At 72.8% G+C, this 18,945-nt stretch carries 16 protein-coding genes and 2 pseudogenes; 7 read left to right on the forward strand and 11 right to left on the reverse strand.

Annotated elements, in window-relative coordinates; translation table 11 throughout:
* Window positions 1-140: 140 nt before the first annotated feature.
* On the reverse strand, window positions 141-1,454 hold the full coding sequence (locus ACZ6S0_RS33365; RefSeq protein WP_465923289.1) for a hypothetical protein: 1,314 nt from the start codon (window positions 1,452-1,454) through the stop codon (window positions 141-143).
* Between the two features lie 188 nt (window positions 1,455-1,642).
* On the opposite strand from ACZ6S0_RS33365, the gene ACZ6S0_RS33370 reads away from it, so the two are divergent.
* The gene (locus tag ACZ6S0_RS33370; protein ID WP_465923290.1) at window positions 1,643-2,599 is read left to right on the forward strand and encodes an NAD-dependent epimerase/dehydratase family protein; all 957 of its coding nucleotides are present in this window, start codon (window positions 1,643-1,645) and stop codon (window positions 2,597-2,599) included.
* The gene (locus tag ACZ6S0_RS33375) at window positions 2,596-3,441 is read left to right on the forward strand and encodes a glycosyltransferase family 2 protein (RefSeq protein ID WP_465923291.1); all 846 of its coding nucleotides are present in this window, start codon (window positions 2,596-2,598) and stop codon (window positions 3,439-3,441) included. The genes ACZ6S0_RS33370 and ACZ6S0_RS33375 overlap by 4 nt, the downstream gene beginning before the upstream one ends.
* Window positions 3,442-3,488: 47 nt before the next feature.
* On the opposite strand, the pseudogene ACZ6S0_RS33380 reads toward ACZ6S0_RS33375, so the two are convergent.
* The 3 genes and pseudogenes from ACZ6S0_RS33380 to ACZ6S0_RS33390 all read right to left on the reverse strand — a co-directional run.
* Window positions 3,489-3,827 (reverse strand): annotated as a pseudogene (locus tag ACZ6S0_RS33380) (GtrA family protein); the annotation flags it as partial.
* Between the two features lie 29 nt (window positions 3,828-3,856).
* On the reverse strand, window positions 3,857-4,615 hold the full coding sequence (locus ACZ6S0_RS33385; protein WP_465923292.1) for a class I SAM-dependent methyltransferase: 759 nt from the start codon (window positions 4,613-4,615) through the stop codon (window positions 3,857-3,859).
* A complete protein-coding gene (locus ACZ6S0_RS33390) occupies window positions 4,612-5,775 on the reverse strand; it encodes an NAD-dependent epimerase/dehydratase family protein (RefSeq protein WP_465923293.1) in 1,164 nt (387 codons plus the stop codon). Before ACZ6S0_RS33390 ends, ACZ6S0_RS33385 begins: the two co-directional genes overlap by 4 nt.
* A 259-nt stretch (window positions 5,776-6,034) precedes the next feature.
* Between ACZ6S0_RS33390 and ACZ6S0_RS33395 the strand changes: the two genes are divergently transcribed.
* Window positions 6,035-6,256 (forward strand): hypothetical protein, encoded by a 222-nt coding sequence (locus tag ACZ6S0_RS33395; RefSeq protein ID WP_465923507.1) that lies wholly within the window; start codon window positions 6,035-6,037, stop codon window positions 6,254-6,256.
* A 95-nt stretch (window positions 6,257-6,351) separates the two neighbouring features.
* Window positions 6,352-7,767 carry a sensor histidine kinase gene (locus ACZ6S0_RS33400; RefSeq protein ID WP_465923294.1) on the forward strand — a complete coding sequence of 472 codons (1,416 nt, stop codon included), beginning with the start codon at window positions 6,352-6,354 and terminating at the stop codon, window positions 7,765-7,767.
* A 9-nt stretch (window positions 7,768-7,776) separates the two neighbouring features.
* Here ACZ6S0_RS33400 and ACZ6S0_RS33405 read toward each other — a convergent pair whose 3' ends face one another.
* A complete protein-coding gene (locus ACZ6S0_RS33405; protein WP_465923295.1) occupies window positions 7,777-8,841 on the reverse strand; it encodes a ThiF family adenylyltransferase in 1,065 nt (354 codons plus the stop codon).
* Window positions 8,838-9,452: a GNAT family N-acetyltransferase gene (locus ACZ6S0_RS33410; protein ID WP_465923296.1), complete on the reverse strand. Its 615-nt coding sequence runs from the start codon at window positions 9,450-9,452 to the stop codon at window positions 8,838-8,840. The genes ACZ6S0_RS33405 and ACZ6S0_RS33410 overlap by 4 nt, the downstream gene beginning before the upstream one ends.
* 71 nt (window positions 9,453-9,523) lie before the next feature.
* On the opposite strand from ACZ6S0_RS33410, the gene ACZ6S0_RS33415 reads away from it, so the two are divergent.
* The gene (locus tag ACZ6S0_RS33415; RefSeq protein ID WP_465923297.1) at window positions 9,524-10,114 is read left to right on the forward strand and encodes a TetR/AcrR family transcriptional regulator; all 591 of its coding nucleotides are present in this window, start codon (window positions 9,524-9,526) and stop codon (window positions 10,112-10,114) included.
* On the opposite strand, the pseudogene ACZ6S0_RS33420 reads toward ACZ6S0_RS33415, so the two are convergent.
* The 3 genes and pseudogenes from ACZ6S0_RS33420 to ACZ6S0_RS33430 all read right to left on the reverse strand — a co-directional run bounded on the left by ACZ6S0_RS33420 (window position 10,068) and on the right by ACZ6S0_RS33430 (window position 15,156).
* Window positions 10,068-10,672 (reverse strand): annotated as a pseudogene (locus tag ACZ6S0_RS33420) (LuxR C-terminal-related transcriptional regulator). The gene ACZ6S0_RS33415 and the pseudogene ACZ6S0_RS33420 overlap by 47 nt on opposite strands.
* 327 nt (window positions 10,673-10,999) lie before the next feature.
* A complete protein-coding gene (locus ACZ6S0_RS33425) occupies window positions 11,000-11,335 on the reverse strand; it encodes a histone-like nucleoid-structuring protein Lsr2 (protein WP_465923298.1) in 336 nt (111 codons plus the stop codon).
* A gap of 821 nt (window positions 11,336-12,156) precedes the next feature.
* The gene (locus ACZ6S0_RS33430) at window positions 12,157-15,156 is read right to left on the reverse strand and encodes an AfsR/SARP family transcriptional regulator (RefSeq protein WP_465923299.1); all 3,000 of its coding nucleotides are present in this window, start codon (window positions 15,154-15,156) and stop codon (window positions 12,157-12,159) included.
* A 97-nt stretch (window positions 15,157-15,253) separates the two neighbouring features.
* On the opposite strand from ACZ6S0_RS33430, the gene ACZ6S0_RS33435 reads away from it, so the two are divergent.
* Both ACZ6S0_RS33435 and ACZ6S0_RS33440 read left to right on the forward strand, forming a co-directional pair.
* The gene (locus tag ACZ6S0_RS33435; RefSeq protein ID WP_465923300.1) at window positions 15,254-15,703 is read left to right on the forward strand and encodes a carboxymuconolactone decarboxylase family protein; all 450 of its coding nucleotides are present in this window, start codon (window positions 15,254-15,256) and stop codon (window positions 15,701-15,703) included.
* 146 nt (window positions 15,704-15,849) lie between these two features.
* On the forward strand, window positions 15,850-16,464 hold the full coding sequence (locus ACZ6S0_RS33440) for a phosphatase PAP2 family protein (RefSeq protein WP_465923301.1): 615 nt from the start codon (window positions 15,850-15,852) through the stop codon (window positions 16,462-16,464).
* 34 nt (window positions 16,465-16,498) lie between these two features.
* Here ACZ6S0_RS33440 and ACZ6S0_RS33445 read toward each other — a convergent pair whose 3' ends face one another.
* Together ACZ6S0_RS33445 and ACZ6S0_RS33450 are read right to left on the reverse strand one after the other, a co-directional pair.
* Window positions 16,499-17,155, reverse strand: coding sequence for a response regulator (locus ACZ6S0_RS33445; RefSeq protein WP_465923508.1), 657 nt, complete (start codon window positions 17,153-17,155; stop codon window positions 16,499-16,501).
* Window positions 17,156-17,183: 28 nt separating this feature from the next.
* Window positions 17,184-18,806 (reverse strand): sensor histidine kinase, encoded by a 1,623-nt coding sequence (locus ACZ6S0_RS33450; protein WP_465923302.1) that lies wholly within the window; start codon window positions 18,804-18,806, stop codon window positions 17,184-17,186.
* Between the last annotated feature and the right edge of the window lie 139 nt (window positions 18,807-18,945).

The following is an 18,945-nucleotide window of genomic DNA, read 5'->3' on the forward strand; positions in this document are numbered from 1 at the left end:
GCGGAAGAGGCCCGGCGGACGAGCCGACCCCGCCCGCCCGGACCGCCCTTGGTGAGGCCCGCCCCCTCCAGGGGACAGGAGGAGCCCGCCTGACGCAAGACGGACGGGTCAGGGTTCACCAGGATCGAAGCGCGCGGCCTTTACAATGTAGATTCTGTTCTCGCCGCGTTCGGCGGCCGCTCCACGGGGGCGGGGTCGCGGCGGAGAGGGCCGCGAGCCGCCGCCTCCCTCGACGGCAGCGCGGCGACCAGCAGCGCGATGACCAGCAGGGAGGACAGGGACCAGAAGGTGTGGAACTGCCACCACGTCATCCCGAGGAGCGTCTCGGCGTGCAGGTAACCGGCGGCGGCCCAGGCGCTGGCCGCCGTGATCGCCGGCCACACGAAACGGGGCGGGCGCGCGATGAGGTACGGCACCGGCCACATCAGGTATTGGGCCCCGAGCCGGTACGTCACGACGAGGAAGACGAGGATCAGGACCGCGGTCAGCGCGACCGGATCGGCCTTCCGCCACCACCATCCTGCCGCGAGCAGCCCGATGAGCAGCACCGGCAGGCCGATCTGGCCGAGGGCCGGCGAGACCGTCATGGTGCCGCCCGTCGCCACGGCCGTCCAACCCCAGTCGCCCACCACGGGACGGGTGGACATGACGGCCTTCCCCAGCTCGACGAGCCCGGTGACCGGGGTGTCCAGGAACACCGTGCTGCTGACCAGGAACGCCCCGGGAACGGCCGCCGTCCAGCCGAGCACCACCAGGCGTTGCCGCCACGCGGTCCCCGCCGGCCGCGCAGCCCCTGCCGGACGCGCAGTGCCCGGCCGACCGGCGTCGCCCGCCCGGGCGGCCAGCAGCACGCCGGGAACGAGCAGCACCGACCAGTTGGCGCAGGTCACCGAGAGGCCGATGAGCAGCCCGGCCCAGTGGGCGCGACCGGCGCGGGCGGCGACCAGCGCGCCCACCCCCAGCGCCAGCGTGATCGGCGGGAACTGGCCGTGGATGCCGCTCACCATGATGCCGAGGGGCACGCACGCGTACTGGAACGCACGCAGCGCCCCGCGCTCGTCGGCGAGCCTGGCCACCAGCGGGATCAGCGCCAGGTCGGCCAGGACGGGGACGATTCGGCCGCTCACCCCCCAGGAGAGCCCCAGCAGTTCGCCCAGCCCCATCTGACCCGCCAGCACGTAGGCGAGGAACGGCAGGAAGTGCCAGCCGCCCTCGCGCATGTGCATCGTCGGGTTCAGCCCGTCGAGCACCTTGCCGGCCGCTTCGGGGAAGTCGTTGGCGAAGTCGTACGGCTGGCTCTGGTCGGCCACGGCCCAGGCCATGGCCGCGATCCGCAGCACGGCCCCGGCGCACAGCGCCGCCCACAGCGGGGGCGCCCATCCCCTGCGCTGGGCGAGCACGGCCAGCACGAGCCCGGCCGCCAGCAGGGGGGCTATCACCAGGGCCGAGCTCACTCTTCTCCTTCTGACCGGGTGCGCGTGTCTCTTCGCCGTAGGGGCCGTCCGCGAGACAACAAGACCGTAGCTTACGCATGAACTGCAGAACGTTGCCTGGAAATGAGCTGTGGGTCTCCTGAGTCCGATGAGAGAGGTTCGTCCCGTGGCGGTAGGGTCGCTGGGACGTGAAGGAAGGGAGACCGGGCATGCCGGAGTTGGCTGGAGCGCGCGTACTCGTCACGGGTGGCGCGGGCTTCATCGGGAGGCGGTTGGTCGCGACGTTGCTCGCCGAGAAGGCCGAGGTGACGGTGGTCGACCTGAACGCCCACCCGGATCCGGCGGTGCGGTCGGTCGTGGGCGACCTGCGTGATCCCCAGGTGCGCGAGAGCGCCGTCTCGGCCGGGCTGGACGGGGTGGTTCACCTCGCCGCGGTCACCTCGGTGCTCCGCTCGGTGGCGGACCCGGCGGGGACGTACGAGGTCAACGTCGAGGCCACCGCGGGGCTGCTGGAGCTCGCCAGGCGGCACGAGGTGCCCCGTTTCGTGCTGGCCTCGACGAACGCCGTGACCGGCGACGTGGGCGGCGCCCGGATCTCCGAGAGCCTCGCGCTGCGCCCGCTGACGCCGTACGGCGCGACCAAGGCGGCGGCGGAGATGCTGCTCAGCGCCTATTCCGGGGTGTACGGCATGCTCACGAGCGCGCTGCGCTTCGCCAACGTGTACGGGCCGGGCATGCTGCACAAGGACAGCTTCGTCCCGAGGCTGATGCGGGCCGCCGCGGCGGGCGACGGCGTCGAGGTGTACGGCGACGGCGCCCAGTTGCGCGACTACGTCCACGTCGACGACGTCGTCCAGGCCGTGTCGACCGCCTGGCACCAGGGGCACAACGGGCCCCTGATCGTCGGCTCGGGCACGTCCGTGAGCGTGAACGAGCTGATCGAGGCGGCCAGGAAGGTCACCGGGGCGCCCATCCCCGTCGAGCACGTGCCCGCGAAGCAGGGCGAGATGCCGGCGGTGGTGCTCGACATCTCGGCGGCGCGCGCGCTGGGCTACCGGCCCCGCCACGACCTGACCTCGGGCCTGGCCACGGTCTGGCCCGACTTCGCGCCGTCCCCCGCAGAATCGCCTGCGGACCGAAGAGACCCAACGGAGGATGCCGCATGACAGGCCCGGAGACTTTGGCGGACCCCGACACCGCCGCGATGGTGGAGTTCGCCGCCCAGTACGGCTCGGACCTGCCGCCCGTCGCGATCGTCATCGCCGCCTACAACGAGGAGAACGGCATCGGCGAGGCGCTGGCCGGGATCCCGGCGGTGATCGACGGGATGGAGACCGCGACCATCGTGGTCGTCGACGGCTCCACCGACCGGACGGCGGCCGAGGCGCGCGCGGCCGGGGCCATGGTCTGCGACGTGCCGGTGAACCGCGGGCAGGGCGCCGCGCTGCGGCTGGGCTACCGCCTCGCCCGCCAGGGCGGCGCGCGCTACGTCGTGACGACGGACGCCGACGGCCAGTACGACCCCGCCGACATCACGCGCGTGCTCGCCCCGGTCGTACGCGGCGAGGCCGACTTCGCCACCGGCTCCCGCATCCTGGGCCGGCAGGAGACCCACGACAAGGTCCGCCGCCTCGGCGTGCACGTGTTCGCGTGGCTGATCAGCCGGATGACCGGGCAGCGGATCACCGACACCTCCTTCGGCCTGCGCGCGATGCGCGCGGAGGTCACCGGGGCGGTGACGCTCGCCCAGCCCCAGTACCAGGCGTCCGAGCTGCTGATCGGCGTGATCTCGCACGGCTTCCGGGTGATGGAGGTGCCGGCGACGATGCGACTGCGCGCCGCCGGCACGACCAAGAAGGGCGGGAACCTCGTCTACGGCTACCGCTACACGCGGGTCGTGGTCGGGACCTGGCTGCGCGAACGCCGCCGCGCCTCCTCGTCCTCACCCGCGCCTGCGTCCGCCGGGGCAGGGGCGGAACCCGTGCCGGTGCCGGCGAAGACGAAGTAGTGGAACAGGACGAACTTCGCGATGAACAGCACGCCGTAGACCCCGAGGAAGACGGCCCCCACGAACACCACGCGGGGGCCGTCCGTCGTGAAGATCTGCTGCCCCATCCGGTCGGCGACCCCGGTCGCCCAGGAGGAGACGAGCAGCCCGGCCACCGCGGCCAGCCAGTACGGCAGCAGCTCCCGCAGCGCCTTGGGCCGCCCGCGCAGTTGCCAGGCCCACCACCGGTTGAGCACGTAGTTCACGACGGCGCCGAGCGCCCAGGCGGCGACCGACGCGGCCTGCGGGCTGAGCAGCTCCAGCCCGTAGGTCGTCAGCAGGGTCAGCTCGCTCACCACGGCCGCCACCACCGAGCCGATCGCGTACCGCCCGAAAATACGCCCCATCGCGCTCTTCAGGAGACTGCGGAGACGGATCACGACGCCGAACGCCCCGAACGGCCGGGCACCCGGACGACGCCCAGGACCGACTGGCCGAAGGGCACCGGGAGCACCCGGTCGAGCACCCGGGTGACCGGGACGACGACCCGGTCGTAGAGGCCCACCGCCCCGGCCTTGGGAGAGCCCGCCTTGCCCATGCGCACCGCGGCCCACCAGGCGAGCCCGCCCAGCAGGTTGACGGGGCGGGCCAGCTCGACGCCCAGCCCGGCGCGCCGGGCGGCGTCGGTGAGCGTGGCGGGCGTGTAGCGGCGGAAGTGCCCGACCTTGCGGTCGAACTCGCCGTACAGGCTCTGGTAGGCGGGTACCCACAGGACGATGGTGCCGCCGGGGACGACGGAGCGGGCGAGCAGGGTGAGCACGGCCGCGTCGTCCTCGAAGTGCTCCAGCACGTTGATCGCGATCGCGGTCTCGACCGGGCGCTCCAGGCTGGAGCCGTGGGCCAGGTCGAACTGCGCCGCCTCGACCTCGCCGCGCCCCGCGAAGCGGGCCCTCATCACCTCGACGGCGTCGGGGTCGACGTCGGTGACCACGAGCCGGTCGAGGCCGGTGAACTGGCTCGCGAACTCCCCCAGCCCGGCCCCCACCTCCAGCACGCTGCGCCCGCAGTGCGGGGCGATCAGGTCGTGCTGGTAGCGGCGGTAGCGGGGCTTGTCGGGGCCGCCGTCCTCGCGCTCCGCGCTGCGGCCCGTGGCACGGGCGAACGCGCCCTCCGCGGCACCCTCCGCAGCGCTCACCGTGTCACTCCGTCCAGGGCTCCCCGCCAGTTCACCCGAGGCTGCATGGCGTTCAGATCGACCCGGTCAGAGTAGCGCTTGGCCACGTCGAACAGCGAGGTGATCAGCGTGTCGGAGAGCAGGTGCGGCTCGAGACCCAGCTCGACCAGGCCGCTGTGGACCACCTTGTAGTAGTGCTCCTCCTTCTCGACCCGCGGGTTGTCGAGGTTGTGGACGCTCACCTCGCCGGGGTAGCTCTTGGCGACCGTCGCGGCGATGTCGGCGACCGACAGGGACTCGGTCATCTGGTTGAACACCCGGAACTCGCCGCGCTCGGCCGGGTTCTCGCAGGCGAGCTGGATGCAGCGGACGGTGTCGCGGATGTCGATGATGCCCCGGGTCTGGCCGCCCGTGCCGTAGACGGTGAGGGGGTGGCCGAGCACCGCCTGGACGACGAAGCGGTTGAGCACCGTGCCGAACACCGCGTCGTAGTCGAACCTGGTGGCCAGCCGGTCGTCGAGCATGGTCTCGGCGGTCTGCTGGCCGTACACGACGCCCTGGTTGAGGTCTGTCGCGCGCAGGCCCCAGATCCGGCAGGCGAACTCCATGTTGTGGCTGTCGTGCACCTTCGACAGGTGGTAGAAGGAGCCGGGCCGCTTGGGGTAGAGCATGCGGTCCGTACGGCCCTTGTGCTCGACCTCCAGCCACCCCTCCTCGATGTCGATGTTGGGCGTGCCGTACTCGCCCATGGTGCCGAGCTTGACCAGGTGGATCTCCGGGTCGATCTCGGCGATCGCGTACAGCAGGTTCAGCGTGCCCACCACGTTGTTGACCTGCGTGTACACCGCGTGCTTGCGGTCGATCATGGAGTAGGGCGCGGCCCGCTGCTCGGCGAAGTGCACCACCGCCTCCGGACCGAAGTCGCGGATCATCTCGTAGGTGAAGTCGGCTTCCGTCAGGTCGCCCACGTAGACCTTGATGGTCTTGCCGGTCAGGTCCTGCCACGTCGAGACTCTGGTTTGCAGCGACTCGATCGGCACGAGGCTGTCCATGCCGAGTTCGAAGTCGTACTGCCGTCGGACGAAGTTGTCGGCGACGGCGACGTCGTGACCGCACTGAGAGAGATGCAGTGCGGTGGGCCACCCGAGATACCCATCACCGCCGAGGACCAAGATCCGCATTTACCTGATTTCCTGACTGCTCTACGACAAAGCTTTCCGGACAGAGACTTCGTGCCCGCGCCGGCGCCCGCACGCCCAGGTGGGGGAACGAGTACCGTGCACGGCACGTACCCCACTCGTACCATATGGTGGGTTTGTATCTGTCCGTCTCGCGGGACTTCACAGCAGGTTGTGATGAACGGGCCCGGTTCGGTGACCTCTGCGCCCTGACAGAGGTCCTGCCAAGTTCCGGTCAGGTCCTGTCCTTGATCTCGATCCCATCGCGGCCCGCGCGGGGATGAGCCGCAGCACGTTCTTCCGCCACTACCGGTCCAAGGAAGACGCGATCTTCCCCGACCACGACGCGCGGCTGCGGGCGTCCACGGCCGACACCGCGATCGTCGCCATCACCGACGCCGGGCTGCGGGCCGAGCTGATGGCGGCCACCCGGCCCGAGCCCGGCGGCATGCCATGTCATGGGACTTTCATTCAGCAAAACTGACGTTTGCCACTTTTTGGTAGTTGCTCTTCCCGGAACCGGCAAGGATCGAGGTGGGAGTACCTCGGTGCTTCTGATCACGACGGGGGGTGATCAGAGTGAGCTGGTGGCAACGCTGCTCGATCAGGACCCGCCTGGCCGTGCTGGCGAGCGCCGTCGTGGCGCTGCTGTGCGCCGCCATGGCCGTGTTCATCGTGGTCATGGTCCGGCAGGCGACCACCAACGCCCGCTCCGACCGGCTCTTCGTCGAGGCGACAACCTTGGGCGCTCAGACGCGCCGGCACGTCCCCGATCTGAGCGAGAGCGCCCCGGGGCGGGCGATCCAGGTGTTCGACCAGAACGGCACCATGGTCGCCGCCACCCCCGACATGGCGGACAGACCACCGATGACGAACGTGCGCCCCGATCCCGACGCCTACTACACCACTGTCTCCTGTGACGAGCGGGTCTTCCCCCACGGGTGCATGATCGTGGTCGCCTACCCCTTCCACCGTCAGAACGGCGTGTGGCAGCTCGACCTGGCCGTCCCCGCCGTCCCCTGGTACGTCGGCCCGGCACTGATCTTCCCGCTCGTCGGCGGCTGCGCGCTGCTGGTCGCCGCGACCGCGGCGGGCGGCTACCGCCTGGTGGGCAAGACGCTGCAGCCGGTGGACGCCATCAGCGGCAACCTCTCCCAGATCACCGCCTCCAGCGACCTGTCACACCGGGTGCCCGTGCCGAAATACCGCGACGAGCTGCGGAACCTGGCCGAGACCGCGAACCGGACGCTGGAACGCGCCCAATCGGCCGTGGACAAGCAGCTCCGGTTCGCCTCCGACGCCTCCCACGACCTGCGCAGCCCGCTGACCGCCATGCGCACCCGCCTGGAGGACGCGCTGATGGACCCGAGGGAGACTGACTGGCCCCGTACCGCCGACGCGCTGCTCGACAGCGTGGGACGCATGCAGGCCCTGATCGGCGACCTGCTCCAGGTGGCCCGGCTGGACGCCGGCGTCACCGACCGCCACGAGACGATCGACCTGACCGAACTGGTGGCCGGCGAGCTGGAACGCCGCACCGCCACGACAGAGCTGCGCCACCGCCTCACGCCCGGCGTGCTGGCCGACGGCTCGCGGACCGCGCTGACCCGGCTGCTGAACAACCTGCTGGACAACGCCGAACGGCACGCCGTCTCGACCGTCACCGTCACCCTGACGCTGGAGCCCGGCGTCGCGGTGCTGGAGGTACGCGACGACGGCGAAGGCATCGCCCCCGAGCAGCGGGAGGTCGTCTTCCAGCGGTTCACCCGCCTGGAGGCGTCCCGCGTCAGGGACCCGGGCGGCACCGGGCTCGGCCTGCCGATCGCCCGGCAGATCGCCCAGGCCCACGGCGGCAGCCTGACCCTGCAGGACAGCCCCCGCGGGGCCCGGTTCGTCCTGCGCCTGCCCGCCCGCGCCGCCGCCGGGCCGGTCCGGGCGACGGCGCACGGGCGGCCGCCCGCGTCTCACCCCCAGAACCGGCCGGAGGCCAGGTGACGAGCCCAGTCAGGTGATGAGCCCGGTCAGGTCCAGGTGGCCGTGGAAGGGCGGGAGGTGTTCGCCCAGGAGGAGGCGGCGGGCGACGTGGGCGACCTGCCCGGCGGCGTAGCGGGCTTCACCGGCGAGCTGGGGATATCCGGACAGCTCGCCGCCAATGAGGCCGACCGAGCGCCTGGAGCGTTCGGACAGGGCCGACGAGCCGCCCAGCCACTCGACCAGGGCGGTGAGGCGGTCGGCCGAGGCCGCGAGGTCGGGGCCGACCAGCCCGTGGAACGGGGGCAGGCCGGGGTGGGTGGCGTAGGGCTCCACGCTGAGGAACCCGCGCTCGTCGGCCGCGTAGACCACGTTCAGGCCGAGTTCGCGGGCGGCCGTGCGGGTGTCGTACTTGGCCGCGGCGCTGTCGCACTCCTCCACCAGGAGGTCGAGGCCGTGCAGGAAGTGCTCGGCGTTGTCCCTGGTGATCTCGTCCTCGACCAGGCTGACCTCCAGGTACGGATCGATCGCGGCGATGCGGCGGGCGGCGATACGCGTCTTGGGCAGGCCGATGTCGGCGTGCCCGGCCCCGATCCGGTTGAGGTTGGACAGCTCCAGCCGGTCGAAGTCGGCCAGCACGAGGTGCCCGCACAGGTGTTCCTGGGCGATCACGACCGCCGCCTCCGCGCCCACCGACAGCCCGAGCACGCCGACGCGCTTGGTGCGCAGGAGCCGCTGCTCGGCGCGGGTGATCTTGTCGCGGTTGCGGTCGGTCACGACCTGGAGGTACTCGTCGGGGGGCAGCAGGTGCGCGACCTGCGCGGTCCAGGGCAGGTAGGCCCAGCATCCGTACGCCGCCAGGTCCGCCTCGCCAGGCCGTGACCGTTCGCCGTCCGGTGAGCCCAGCCCGGCAAGCTCGTCGAGCTGGCGGCCGATGGTGTCGAGGAGCGCGATGCCGTGGTCGCGGCACAGCGCGCTGAACCGGGGGTGCTCACCGGCCGCCAGCCGCACCAGGCACGGCCGCCAGCTCTGCTCGGGCGCGTGGCCGGGCGACGCCAGGATCTCGGCGAACCGGTCGAGGCCGATGGCCGAGGTCACCGGGCGCCTTCCGCGAGCGGGTCGCCGACCTGGTCGCCGACCTGGTCGCCGACCTGGTCGCCGAACGCGTCGCCGGTCGCGGTCACCGCCGCGCGCAGGTCCAGCTCGAGGACCTGGCCGACGAGGTCCACGCCGAAGCTGTGGTGCCGTTCCTCCTCGACCTGGCGGAACCCCCGCGCGAGATAGATCTTGCGGGCGGCGAAGAGCGGGTGGTTGGTCCACAGCCTCATGCGTTCGTAGCCGGACCGGCGGGCGAAGGCGAGGCACTCGTCCACCAGCCGCGCGCCGACCCGGTGCCCCCGCGCCGCCGGGTCGACCAGCAGAATCCGCAACTGGGCCGTCGCCTGACCTGCGTCGACGCAGAACACGCAGCCGACGCGGCGGCCGTCCAGCTCGGCGATCCAGGCGGCCTCGCGGGCCGGGTCGTGACCGGTCGCATAGTCGGCGACGATGCGGGCGACGAGCGCCTCGAAGGAGGAGTCCCAGCCGAACTCGGCGACGTAGATCTCGCCGTGGGCCATCACCACCCAGCCGAGGTCGCCCGGCCGTCCCAGGCGGCGGATCACCGCCGTCTCCGTCTCCGTCGCTGACTTGATCGGACTCTCGCTCATAGGCCCTCCCTGTGGCGCGGGTCTCGGTGCCCCGGGCACTGAAACAGTCGTTTCAGTGCCAGAGTAGCCTCATGAGCCAGACCGCGCGACCCTCGTCCGCCCGCAAGCACGAACTCCTCGAACGCGCCTACCGCTACGTTCTGGAGCAGGGGCTGGTGGGGCTGTCCCTGCGGCCGCTGGCGACCGCCATCGGCTCCAGCCCGCGCGTGCTGCTGTTCCTCTTCGGCTCGAAGGAGGAGCTGATCAGGGCCTTGCTGGCCCGAGCGCGCAGCGACGAGCTGGACTTCCTCGCCCGCACCCGGGCCCAGGCCCAGGACCTCGGGGAACGGGCCGACCTGGCCACGACCGTACGCACCATCTGGCACTGGCTCTCAGGAGAGCCCACCCGGCCGCTGCTGAAGCTCTGGGTCGAGGCGTACGCGCGCTCGATGGTCGAGCCGGACGGCCCGTGGGCGCGGTTCGCCCGGCAGACGGTCGAGGACTGGCTCGCGCTGCTGGCCACGGCCCAGCCCGAGGGCCCCGCCACGACGGCGGCGGCTGCGGAACGCACGCTCGCCCTGGCCGTGCTTCGCGGCGCGCTCCTCGACCTGCTCGCCACCGGCGACCTCGACCGGGTCAGCGCCGCGATCGAGCACTATCTGCGCCTCGCGGATCGCCCATGAGAACGGACCCGGCGGGCCCGGCCGCCGGAGCGACCAGGCCCGTCTCGTAGGCGTGCACGATGGCCTGAGCCCGGTCGCGCAGGCCGAGCTTGGCCAGCACGCGGGTGACGTGGTTCTTGACCGTGTGCTCGGTGACCACGAGGGCGGCGGCGATCTCGGTGTTGGACAGGCCGCGCGCCAGCAGGCGCAGAACTTCGAGCTCCCGCGCGGTCAACCGCTCGTACGCGCTCGGCGCGGGCGACCCCGGTCGGGCGAACCGGGCGATCAGCCTGTGGGGGTGTCGCCGGGCGCGAGCAGGGCGTCACCCCGGGCCACCACCCGCACGGCGGTGGTCAGCTCGGCGGCCGTGACGTCCTTCAGGAGGAATCCCGACGCGCCCGCGGCCAGCGCGTCGTACACGTAGGCGTCCAGGTCGAACGTGGTGATCATGATGGCCCGGGTGGCGCCCGCGGCGGAGATCCGGCGTACGGCCTCGATGCCGTTCATCCCCGGCACCCGGAGGTCCATGAGCACGACGTCCGGAGCGGTCTCGCGTACCAGGCGCAGCGCACCGGCCATGAGGCCGACGTCGAGGAGCGGATTGTCGAAATAGCGGTTTCGTCAGGGTCCCGGAGGTCAGCGGCAGGCCAGTGCGACCGCGAGTGCGAGGTCCAGTGGCTGGACGTTCCGCAGGGTCCGGGCGGCGATCGGCGCGGAGAGCGGGAAACGCATGCCGCTCTGTGTGGTGGCCGCGCTCACGGCGGCGCGTCACTCGATGGTGTGATCTTCGCCCTGACGACTCAGTCCTGGCGACGGGTGTGCGTGGTTCAGCTTGGCGGTGCGGGGTGACGGGTGTACCCCGCGACCGCGGTGACGACAGGCGAGCCCCTTCCGGGGTCCGCTCGATCAGTGAGCGGCCTCGTACTGCTCCACGACGGTGGCGGCGATGCGGCCGCGCTCGCTGACCGGCAGGCCCTGGGCCTTGGCCCACCTCCGGATCTCAGTGGCCCGCTCACGGCTCACCGTCCTGGACGAGAGGCCACGACGGCCACGCACGGTGCGCTCGGCCCGGACCGCGCGCGCCTTGGTGATAAACGGGGCGAGAGCCTTCTCCAGCTTCTCCCTGTTCGGCCCCGAGAGGTCGATCTCGTAGTTCGTGCCATCGAGAGCGAACCTTGTCGTGCCGTCGGCATCACTGCCGTCGAGGTCATCGAGAAAGGACTCAACAATGCGCTTCGCCATAAGGGTGCTCCATTTACGTCAGGTTGCAGGTACTGTAGCCCGATTCAGCAGATGATGCACCTCCTCCCGGCCCCGTGCCCGTACAAAGGAGCTTCACGAGCCGGTCCAGGACTAGGACGGCATAAGGCTATCCGGCGCAGTTCTGGCAGTTGTCGGGGGTTGGCATTCATCGGCCCATCAGACCTTCTCCCCGGCGGCGGGCCGGGCGTGGGGAGCCGTATCGTCCGAGGCCGGGCGGACGCGCCTAACCTGCGAGTCAGTCCGCTCGGCGGTCGTAGGCGCCTCCCGGCGGGTGCGCGTGGCGCCTTCGCCGCCCGCGTCCGGCCTTCCGGCTTCCCTTATTGGGGCGGGCTTGATGATCGTCCGGCCGCCGAGGCCGATGAATCCGCTCTTTTGAATTCCAATTCAAAGCAGGTGACGGCACTTCAGCCATTGGCCGCCGGGAGTCGTAGTATGATCCGCCGGGCACCCCGACGAGTCGGACGCGCGGGCCGGCGTCGCCGTCACGGAGGGAATTGTCGTGGCCCGCGTTCCTGGCCGCCCGATGCCCTGTCATGCCGGGAAAAACCGCTTGCGGTCGTGCCGGGGCAAGGCCCGTCAGCGGCGGCCCCATGGCGAGAACGGCGTCGTCATTGACGCTCCCGTACGGCGGCGGCCCGTCGGCCGGAGCGCCGGTGATCACGCCGAGGGGGCGTCACCGGCTCCGGCCGGGAAAGGCACACCACTGTCTACCGCAAAAAGCCGGCCGGCGAAGGGAATACGACGGCGAAGTTCGCGGCGGGCGGGCACGCGCGCCCACCCGTCGCAGCGGGAGACCCGGCTCAGGCGAGCTTGGCCAGGAACTCCTCGATGCCGTCCGCGTCGGGCACGCCGAGCCCGGTGAAGAGGTCGAGGGCGCGTTCTGCGTGCTCGCGGGCCTGCTCACGGTCGCCACTGTCACCGCGGTCGCGGTGGACGCGCGCCAGCCCTTCGTGGGCGCGGGCCTCCTCCGGCCGGTCGCCCAGCTCGCGCGCGACGGCGAGGGCCTCCTCGTGGCAGGCGGCGGCCCGGCCGTGGTCGCCGAGGGCGCGGGCGGCCTCGCCCAGCCCGTTCAGCGGCGCGGGCTCGTCGCCGCGGTTCCCCAGCTCACGGCAGAGGTCGAGGGCCTGCCGGTGGTGCTCGCGGGCCTGCTCGTAGCGGCCCAGCCGCTGGTGGACCCGGCCGAGGAGGTCGAGCACGCGCGCCTCGCCGTTGCGGCTGCCCAGCGAACGGTGCAGGTCGAGGGCGCGGAGCTGGTGGTCGAGCGCCTCGGTGTGGCGGTCCTGCCGCTCGTGGCTGATGCCGAGGTTGCTCAGCGCGTACGCCTCCCCCACCCGGTTGCCGATCTCGCGGCTGAGGGCGAGCGCCTGGCCGAGATGGTGGTCGGCCCGTTCGTACGCGTGCTGGCGCAGGCACACGTTGCCGAGCGTGTTGTGCGCCCGCGACTGGCCGAGCGGGTCACCGGCCTCGCGGCACAGGTCGAGCGCTGGGCGGCAGGTCTCGTACGCCTCGTCGTAGCGTCCCTGCCGCCAGTACGTCCACGCCAGGTCGAGCAGCGCCAGCGCCTCGGCGGCCCGGTCGCCCCGGCCGCGGGCGGCGGCCAGCGCCTTGGTGTGCAGGGTGACCGCGTCGGCGTGGTGGGCGTGGTCGTCGAGGTAGGGGTGCAGGGTGGTGGCGAGGTGACCGGCGTGCGCCGGCCAGCCGTCACCGGCCGCGTGCCCGCCCGCGGCGACAAGGTTGGCCCGCTCGGCGTCCAGCCACGCGACGGCCCCCGCGGCGTCCTCGAACGGCGGGGGCTCCGGCGCCGTGCCGGGAAGGTCGGGCCTGCGGAGTCTGCCGAAGGGATAGAGCAGGCCGGTCGCGGCGACGGCGGTGTGCCGGTAGTGGTCGAAGAGCCGGGTGAGCGCCTCGCGCCGCGACTCGGCGCTCTCCTCTGCCGCCGCCGTGCCGCGCGCGTGCTCGCGCAGCAGGTCGTGGAAGGTATAGCGGCCGGGCACGTGCTGCATCAGGACGTGGGCGTCCAGCAGGTCCTCCAGCAGCGTCTCCGCCTCGTCGGCGGGGATCCCGGCCAGCGCGGCGGCGGCGTGGGTGTCGAGGTCGCGGCCCGGGTGCAGGCCCAGCAGCCGGAACATACGCCGCCGGTCGGCGTCCAGATGCGCGTACGAGAGCGAGAACGCGGCCCCCACCCCCCGGTCGGGCGTGGACAGCTCGGCCAGCCGCCGGCGCTCGTCACGCAGCCGGCCGGCCAGGTAGGCGACGCTCCAGCGCGGGCGGTGCCGCAGCCGCGCGGCGGCGATGCGTACGGCCAGCGGCAGGAACCCGCACAGTTGCAGCACGTCGAGGACGGCGTCCGGCTCGGCCTCGGCCCGCTCCCCCACGATCGAGGCGAACAGCCCGACGCCGTCCCTGGCCGGGAGCACGTCGATGGAGACCGCGTGGGCCCCGTCGAGGTCGATCAGGCGGTGGCGGCTGGTGATCAGGACGAGGCTGCCGGGGGCGCCGGGCAGCAAGGGCCGTACGTGGGCGGTGCCGGACGCGTTGTCCAGCACGACCACCGCGCGGCGACCGGCCAGCTCGGCCCGCCACAGCGCCGCCCGCGCCGCGTCGGAGGCGGGGACGCGCTCGGCCGGCACCCCGAGCTGGCGCAGCAACGTCTCCAGGGCGGTGCCCGGCTCGACCGGCTCGTGCCCGGCGGTGTGCGCCTGGAGGTCGACGAAGAGCTGCCCGTCGGGGTAGCGGTCGGCCAGCCGGTGGGCGGCGTGGATCACCAGGGCCGTCTTGCCGATGCCGGCCATCCCGTCGATCGCCAGGATCGGCACGTCGGGCCGGTGCGCGGCGATGCGTTCCAGTTCGGCCGCGCGACCGGCGAAGTCGGGGATGTCGTACGGCAGGAAGTTCGCCCGGCGGGCCGGTTGCCGCGCCTCGGCCTGGGCCTGGGGCTGTGGCCGGGGCGCCTGGAGGGCGGGGTCGTCGCGCAGGATGGCCTGCTCCAGCGCGGCGAACTCGCGCCCGGGGTCGAGCCCCTGCTGCTCCACCAGCGCCTCGCGCAGCGACCTGGCCACCGACAGTGCCTCGGCCTGCTGTCCGGCGCGGTGCAGGGCGAGCATGAGGCGGCCCGCCAGCCGCTCCCGCAGAGGGTGGGCGGCCACGTGCGCGGACAGCTCGTCGATCAGCTCGGCGTGGCGGCCCAGTGACAGCTCGGCGTCGGCCAGGCGTTCGACGGCGGACAGCCGCCGCTGTTCGAGCCGGGTGCGGGCGCTTTCCATGTAGTCGGCGTGCACGTCCGCGAGCGGGCGGCCCTGCCACAGGGCGAGCGCCTCGCGTATCCGCCGCGCGGCGGTGCCGGGGTCGGCGACGCTCGCGCTCGCCTGACCGTCTCCTTGCGGGCTTTCGTGAAGGTCCCCATTGACGGCCGCGACGTCCCCGTGCGCGCTGTCCTGGACCGCGGCCATCCGGCCGGTGAACTCGCGCAGGTCGAGCCAGGGCGGGTCGATCACGTACCCACCCGCCCGGGTCGCGAGCAGCCGCTCCGCCCCCACCTCGCGCAGCACCCGGCGGATCGCGGTGACGGCGGCCTGGATCTGGGCGCGCGCGGTGTCGGGCGGCGTCGGCCCCCACAACGCGTCGATGAGCTGATCGGCGCTGAGCACGGCGCCGGAATGCAGCAGCAGGTACGCCAGCACCGCCCGGTGCCGGGGCGCCAGACCGGTCAGCTCGCGGTCTCCGGCCGTGACCCGAACCGGCCCCAGGACCGCGAACCGTACGTCCAACCCCGTCTCCTCCAGGCCCCACAGAACGCCCATAGCGGACGCATCGCGAATGTATCAATCCCGCCTCGCATGCTGAGAACCAGGTCAGCGAGACAGCAGGAAGGAAGGGACCATCGGCATGGAAGCACGGATGAAGAACCCCGCTTTCGTCCTCCCCGACACGGTGAAGGGCATCCAGACCATCTACAAGTCCATCTACCAGGGCGGCGTCCCCCAGGAGCTGCTGGAGATCATCGCCCTGCGCGCCAGCCAGATCAACGGGTGCAGCGCCTGTGTGCACGCGCACGTGCTCAACCTCAAGAAGTCGGGCGAGTCGGACGAGCGGGTGGGCAACGTGGCGGCCTGGCGGGAGGCGCCGTTCTACAGCGACGTCGAACGGGCCGCGCTGGAGCTGACCGAGGCCGTCACCCGCGTGGCCGACCGGCCGGGTGACGCCGTACCGGACGCCCTCTGGGACGAGGTCGCCGGCCACTTCGACGAGAAGCAGCTCTCGGCCATCATCCTGACGATCTCCATCACGAACTTCTTCAACCGCATCAACGCCACCGTCAAGGAGCCCGCGGGCGCGACCTGGACCTGACGGGCGGACTGCTCGGGCTCCCCGTACCACGGCCTCCGCCCATTGACGAAAGTCAAGGGTGGCCGGCGACGATCGGGGACCGTGTGCCGCACCTCCTGATTTCTACCTTTGCAGGGCCGTTGATCAGGAGAGACGAGGAGAGTGCGGTGGACGACGGGCTGTATCGGGACGTCGTGGAGATCGCCGCCGCCGCGCCCGGGTGGGTGCGGTCGCTGGCGGAGGCGGGGACGGACGGGGTGCTGGTGGTGTTCGCCGCGCTGATGGCGGCGGCGTGGTGGCGGGCCCGCCGGGCGCGGGCCGAGGGGATGGCCGCGGCGCTGCTCGCGCCGGTCGCCGTGGTCGCCTGCTACGTGGTCAGCGAGCTGGCCAAGGCGGTGGTGCGGGAGGACCGGCCGTGCCGGGGACTGGGCGGGGTGACCACGATCGTGCCGTGCCCCGCCTACGGCGACTGGTCGTGGCCCAGCAACCACGCCACGCTGGTGGCCGCGGCGGCGGCCGGGCTGGTGCTGGCCTGGCGGGCGCTGGCGCCGTACGCGGTGGGGCTGGCCTTGCTGGGAGGGGGCTCGCGGGTGTTCGTCGGGGTCCACTACCCGCACGACGTGATCGGCGGGCTGCTGCTGGGCGGGCTGCTGGCCCCGATGCTGGTGCTGGCGCTGCGTGGGCCGGTGACGACGCTGGTGCTGCGGCTGCGCGGCCTAACCTGGTCGCGACCGCTGCTGGAGGCGCCCGGCTTCGCCTCGGGCCCGGCCGATCGGCGGTGATCCCCCGGTGCGGCGGGGTCAGTCTGCGGCGGGGTCACTCGCGCGGCACCAGCCCGGCGTCGTGGGCGATCACGGCGGCCTGGACACGGTTGGCCACCCCGAGGCGGCCCAGGATCGTGCTGGTGCAGGTCTTCACGCTGCCTTCGGCCAGGTGCAGGCGGCGGGCGATCTCGGCGTTGGACAGGCCCAGGCCGATCAGGGCCAGGACGTCCCGTTCGCGCTGCGTCAGCGCGGCGACGCGGTCGCGGGCCGCCACCGTCCTGGCCAGGTGGCCGCCGGTCAACTCCCTGATCACCCGGGCGGCCACGGCGGGCGAGAGGTAGGCCCCGCCCTCGGCCACGGCCCGTACGCCCAGCGCGAACTCACGCGGGTCACCAGTCTTGAGCAGGAACCCGGCCGCGCCGTCGCCCAGCGCGCGGGCGATGTAGGCGTCCGACCCGAACGTCGTCATGATCAGCACGGCGGTGGCCGGGGCGACAGAACGCAGTTCGGCCGTCGCGGTCAGGCCGTCGAGGCGGGGCATGCGGATGTCGACGAGCGCGACGTGGGGGCGGTGCGCGCGGACGGACTCGATCAGGGCGCGGCCGTCGGCGGCCTCGGCGACCACCTCGATGTCCGGGTCGGCCGAGAGGATCAGCCGCACCCCGGCGCGGACGGCCGCCTCGTCGTCGGCCAGGACCACTCGCAGCACGTTCACACCTCCTTCGCGGGGTCGCACATCACGCGTCCGGGGCGCTGGGCAGGAAATCCTTGGCGACCAGGCGGCCGTCACGGAAGCACAGCCGGAACAGCTCGCCACGGACGCCGTCGAACGGATCGGCGTGGGCGCCGTAGAAGCGGCAGCGGGCTCCGTAAGGCCTCGGCGGCTCGCCGGGCGGCGCGGCGTCCAGGCGGGTACGGGCGGGCAGGGCGGCGTCCACCACCGCCTGCGCCTCCCCTAACCGCAGGCCGTGGAAGACGGCGGGGGACAGCGCCGAGGTGACCGAGTCGTAGACCATGAAGCCCAGCACCAGCGCCGTGACCGTGGCCGTCGCCGCCACGGCGGTGGTGAGGGCGGCGAACCGGCTGCGGTGCGCCCGGCGACGCGCCCTGCCCAGCCGCGACGCCGACACCGACACCGACGCAGACGCAGACGCAGACGCAGACACCGACCCCGACACCGACACCGACACCGGAGGCCGGTCCGGCTCGTCACCGAGGGGGCGGCACGGCTCACGGGGCACCCTGGCGCGCACCTCGAACCCGTCGGCCGTCGCCCCGGCCCACAGCCTCCCCCCGCACAAGCGCACCCGCTCCCCCAACCCGGCCAGCCCGTTCCCACCGCCGGGACTCACCGGCCCAGCCCCACCATCATCTCCGCGTTCTCCGGGCCGGGGCGGGGTGTGCGTGGTCACCGTGACCGCGCTCTCGTCCGCACGGTGCTCGACCACGATGCTCACGGGGGCGCCGGGGGCGTGTCTGGCCGCGTTCGTCAGGCCCTCCTGGACGACCCGCCGCAGGGCGCGCTCCGCCATGGCCTCCGGGGGCGGCCCGTCCCCTTCCGTACGCAGCTCCACCGGCAGACCCGCCGCCTCGGCCCTGGCCACCAGGTCCGGCACGTCCTCGGTGGTGGGCTCGGCGTCCTGGTGCAGCAGGCTCACGATGTCCTGGAGGCGCTGCGAGGCGGCGGTCACGGCCCGGCGCGCCTCGCCGGTGGCCTCCCGGTAGGGCTCCGGGAGGCCGGGCGCCACCTCCAGCCCGCCGATGCGCAGCGCGACCAGGCTCAGCTCGTGGCCGAGCAGGTCGTGCATGTCTCCAGCGATCCGGGTGCGTTCGCGCGCCCGCGCCTGTTCGGCGATCACCCGCTGGGCCCGTTCCAGTTCCTCGGCCCGCTGCCAGCCCTCGCGGGCCATCGCCGCGTACTGGCGCCGGGCGCGGCCGGCCAGCCACGGCACGACCGCGCCCAGCAGGACGCCCGCCGCCGCCACGAACCACGTGCCCGCGTCGCCGGTCAGCACCGGCACGGCCACGCCCACCCCTGCGCTCCCCGCCGCCGTCGCGGACGCCCCGCGCCGCCCGTCCCGTACGCCGCCCAGATACGCCAGCACCGCCATCGCCGCGAACGCCACGAACGGGTTCCCGGCCACCACCGCCGCCACCCACAGCGCGACCCCGACCGGCATGGCCGCCCACGCCTTCACCCGCGCCGACGCCACCCCAGCGGCGATCCCAGCCAGGAGCGCCGGTCCCTGCCACCAGGCGAGCCGGTGGTCGCCGCCGGACACGAACCCGGCCCACAGCACCGGCGACCCCAGCCCCGCCACCACCAGGACGTCACCGACGCGCCTTGCCCTTCCCCTCATGCCGGGCCACGTTATCCACGCCCGTCGCGGGCTCCCACTGCCGAAAGTCAACCCCAGGCTCAAAGAGGGCCGGTGCGGTGGTTTCTCGCGGCGGTGGAGGATCGCGACATCCGTAGGATACCGGAGGTATTGGATGCCG

It is taken from the genome of Nonomuraea sp. NPDC051298, assembly GCF_055586305.1.

Bases quoted from the DNA above. Each gene is read 5' to 3' on its own strand.
- ACZ6S0_RS33370 (WP_465923290.1), top strand. From the start codon at position 1,643: ATGCCGGAGTTGGCTGGAGCGCGCGTACTCGTCACGGGTGGCGCGGGC.
- ACZ6S0_RS33450 (WP_465923302.1), bottom strand. From the start codon at position 18,806: ATGAGGGGAAGGGCAAGGCGCGTCGGTGACGTCCTGGTGGTGGCGGGG.
- ACZ6S0_RS33425 (WP_465923298.1), bottom strand. From the start codon at position 11,335: ATGGCGAAGCGCATTGTTGAGTCCTTTCTCGATGACCTCGACGGCAGT.
- ACZ6S0_RS33390 (WP_465923293.1), bottom strand. From the start codon at position 5,775: ATGCGGATCTTGGTCCTCGGCGGTGATGGGTATCTCGGGTGGCCCACC.
- ACZ6S0_RS33375 (WP_465923291.1), top strand. From the start codon at position 2,596: ATGACAGGCCCGGAGACTTTGGCGGACCCCGACACCGCCGCGATGGTG.
- ACZ6S0_RS33415 (WP_465923297.1), top strand. From the start codon at position 9,524: ATGAGCCAGACCGCGCGACCCTCGTCCGCCCGCAAGCACGAACTCCTC.
- ACZ6S0_RS33410 (WP_465923296.1), bottom strand. From the start codon at position 9,452: ATGAGCGAGAGTCCGATCAAGTCAGCGACGGAGACGGAGACGGCGGTG.
- ACZ6S0_RS33435 (WP_465923300.1), top strand. From the start codon at position 15,254: ATGAAGAACCCCGCTTTCGTCCTCCCCGACACGGTGAAGGGCATCCAG.
- ACZ6S0_RS33430 (WP_465923299.1), bottom strand. From the start codon at position 15,156: ATGGGCGTTCTGTGGGGCCTGGAGGAGACGGGGTTGGACGTACGGTTC.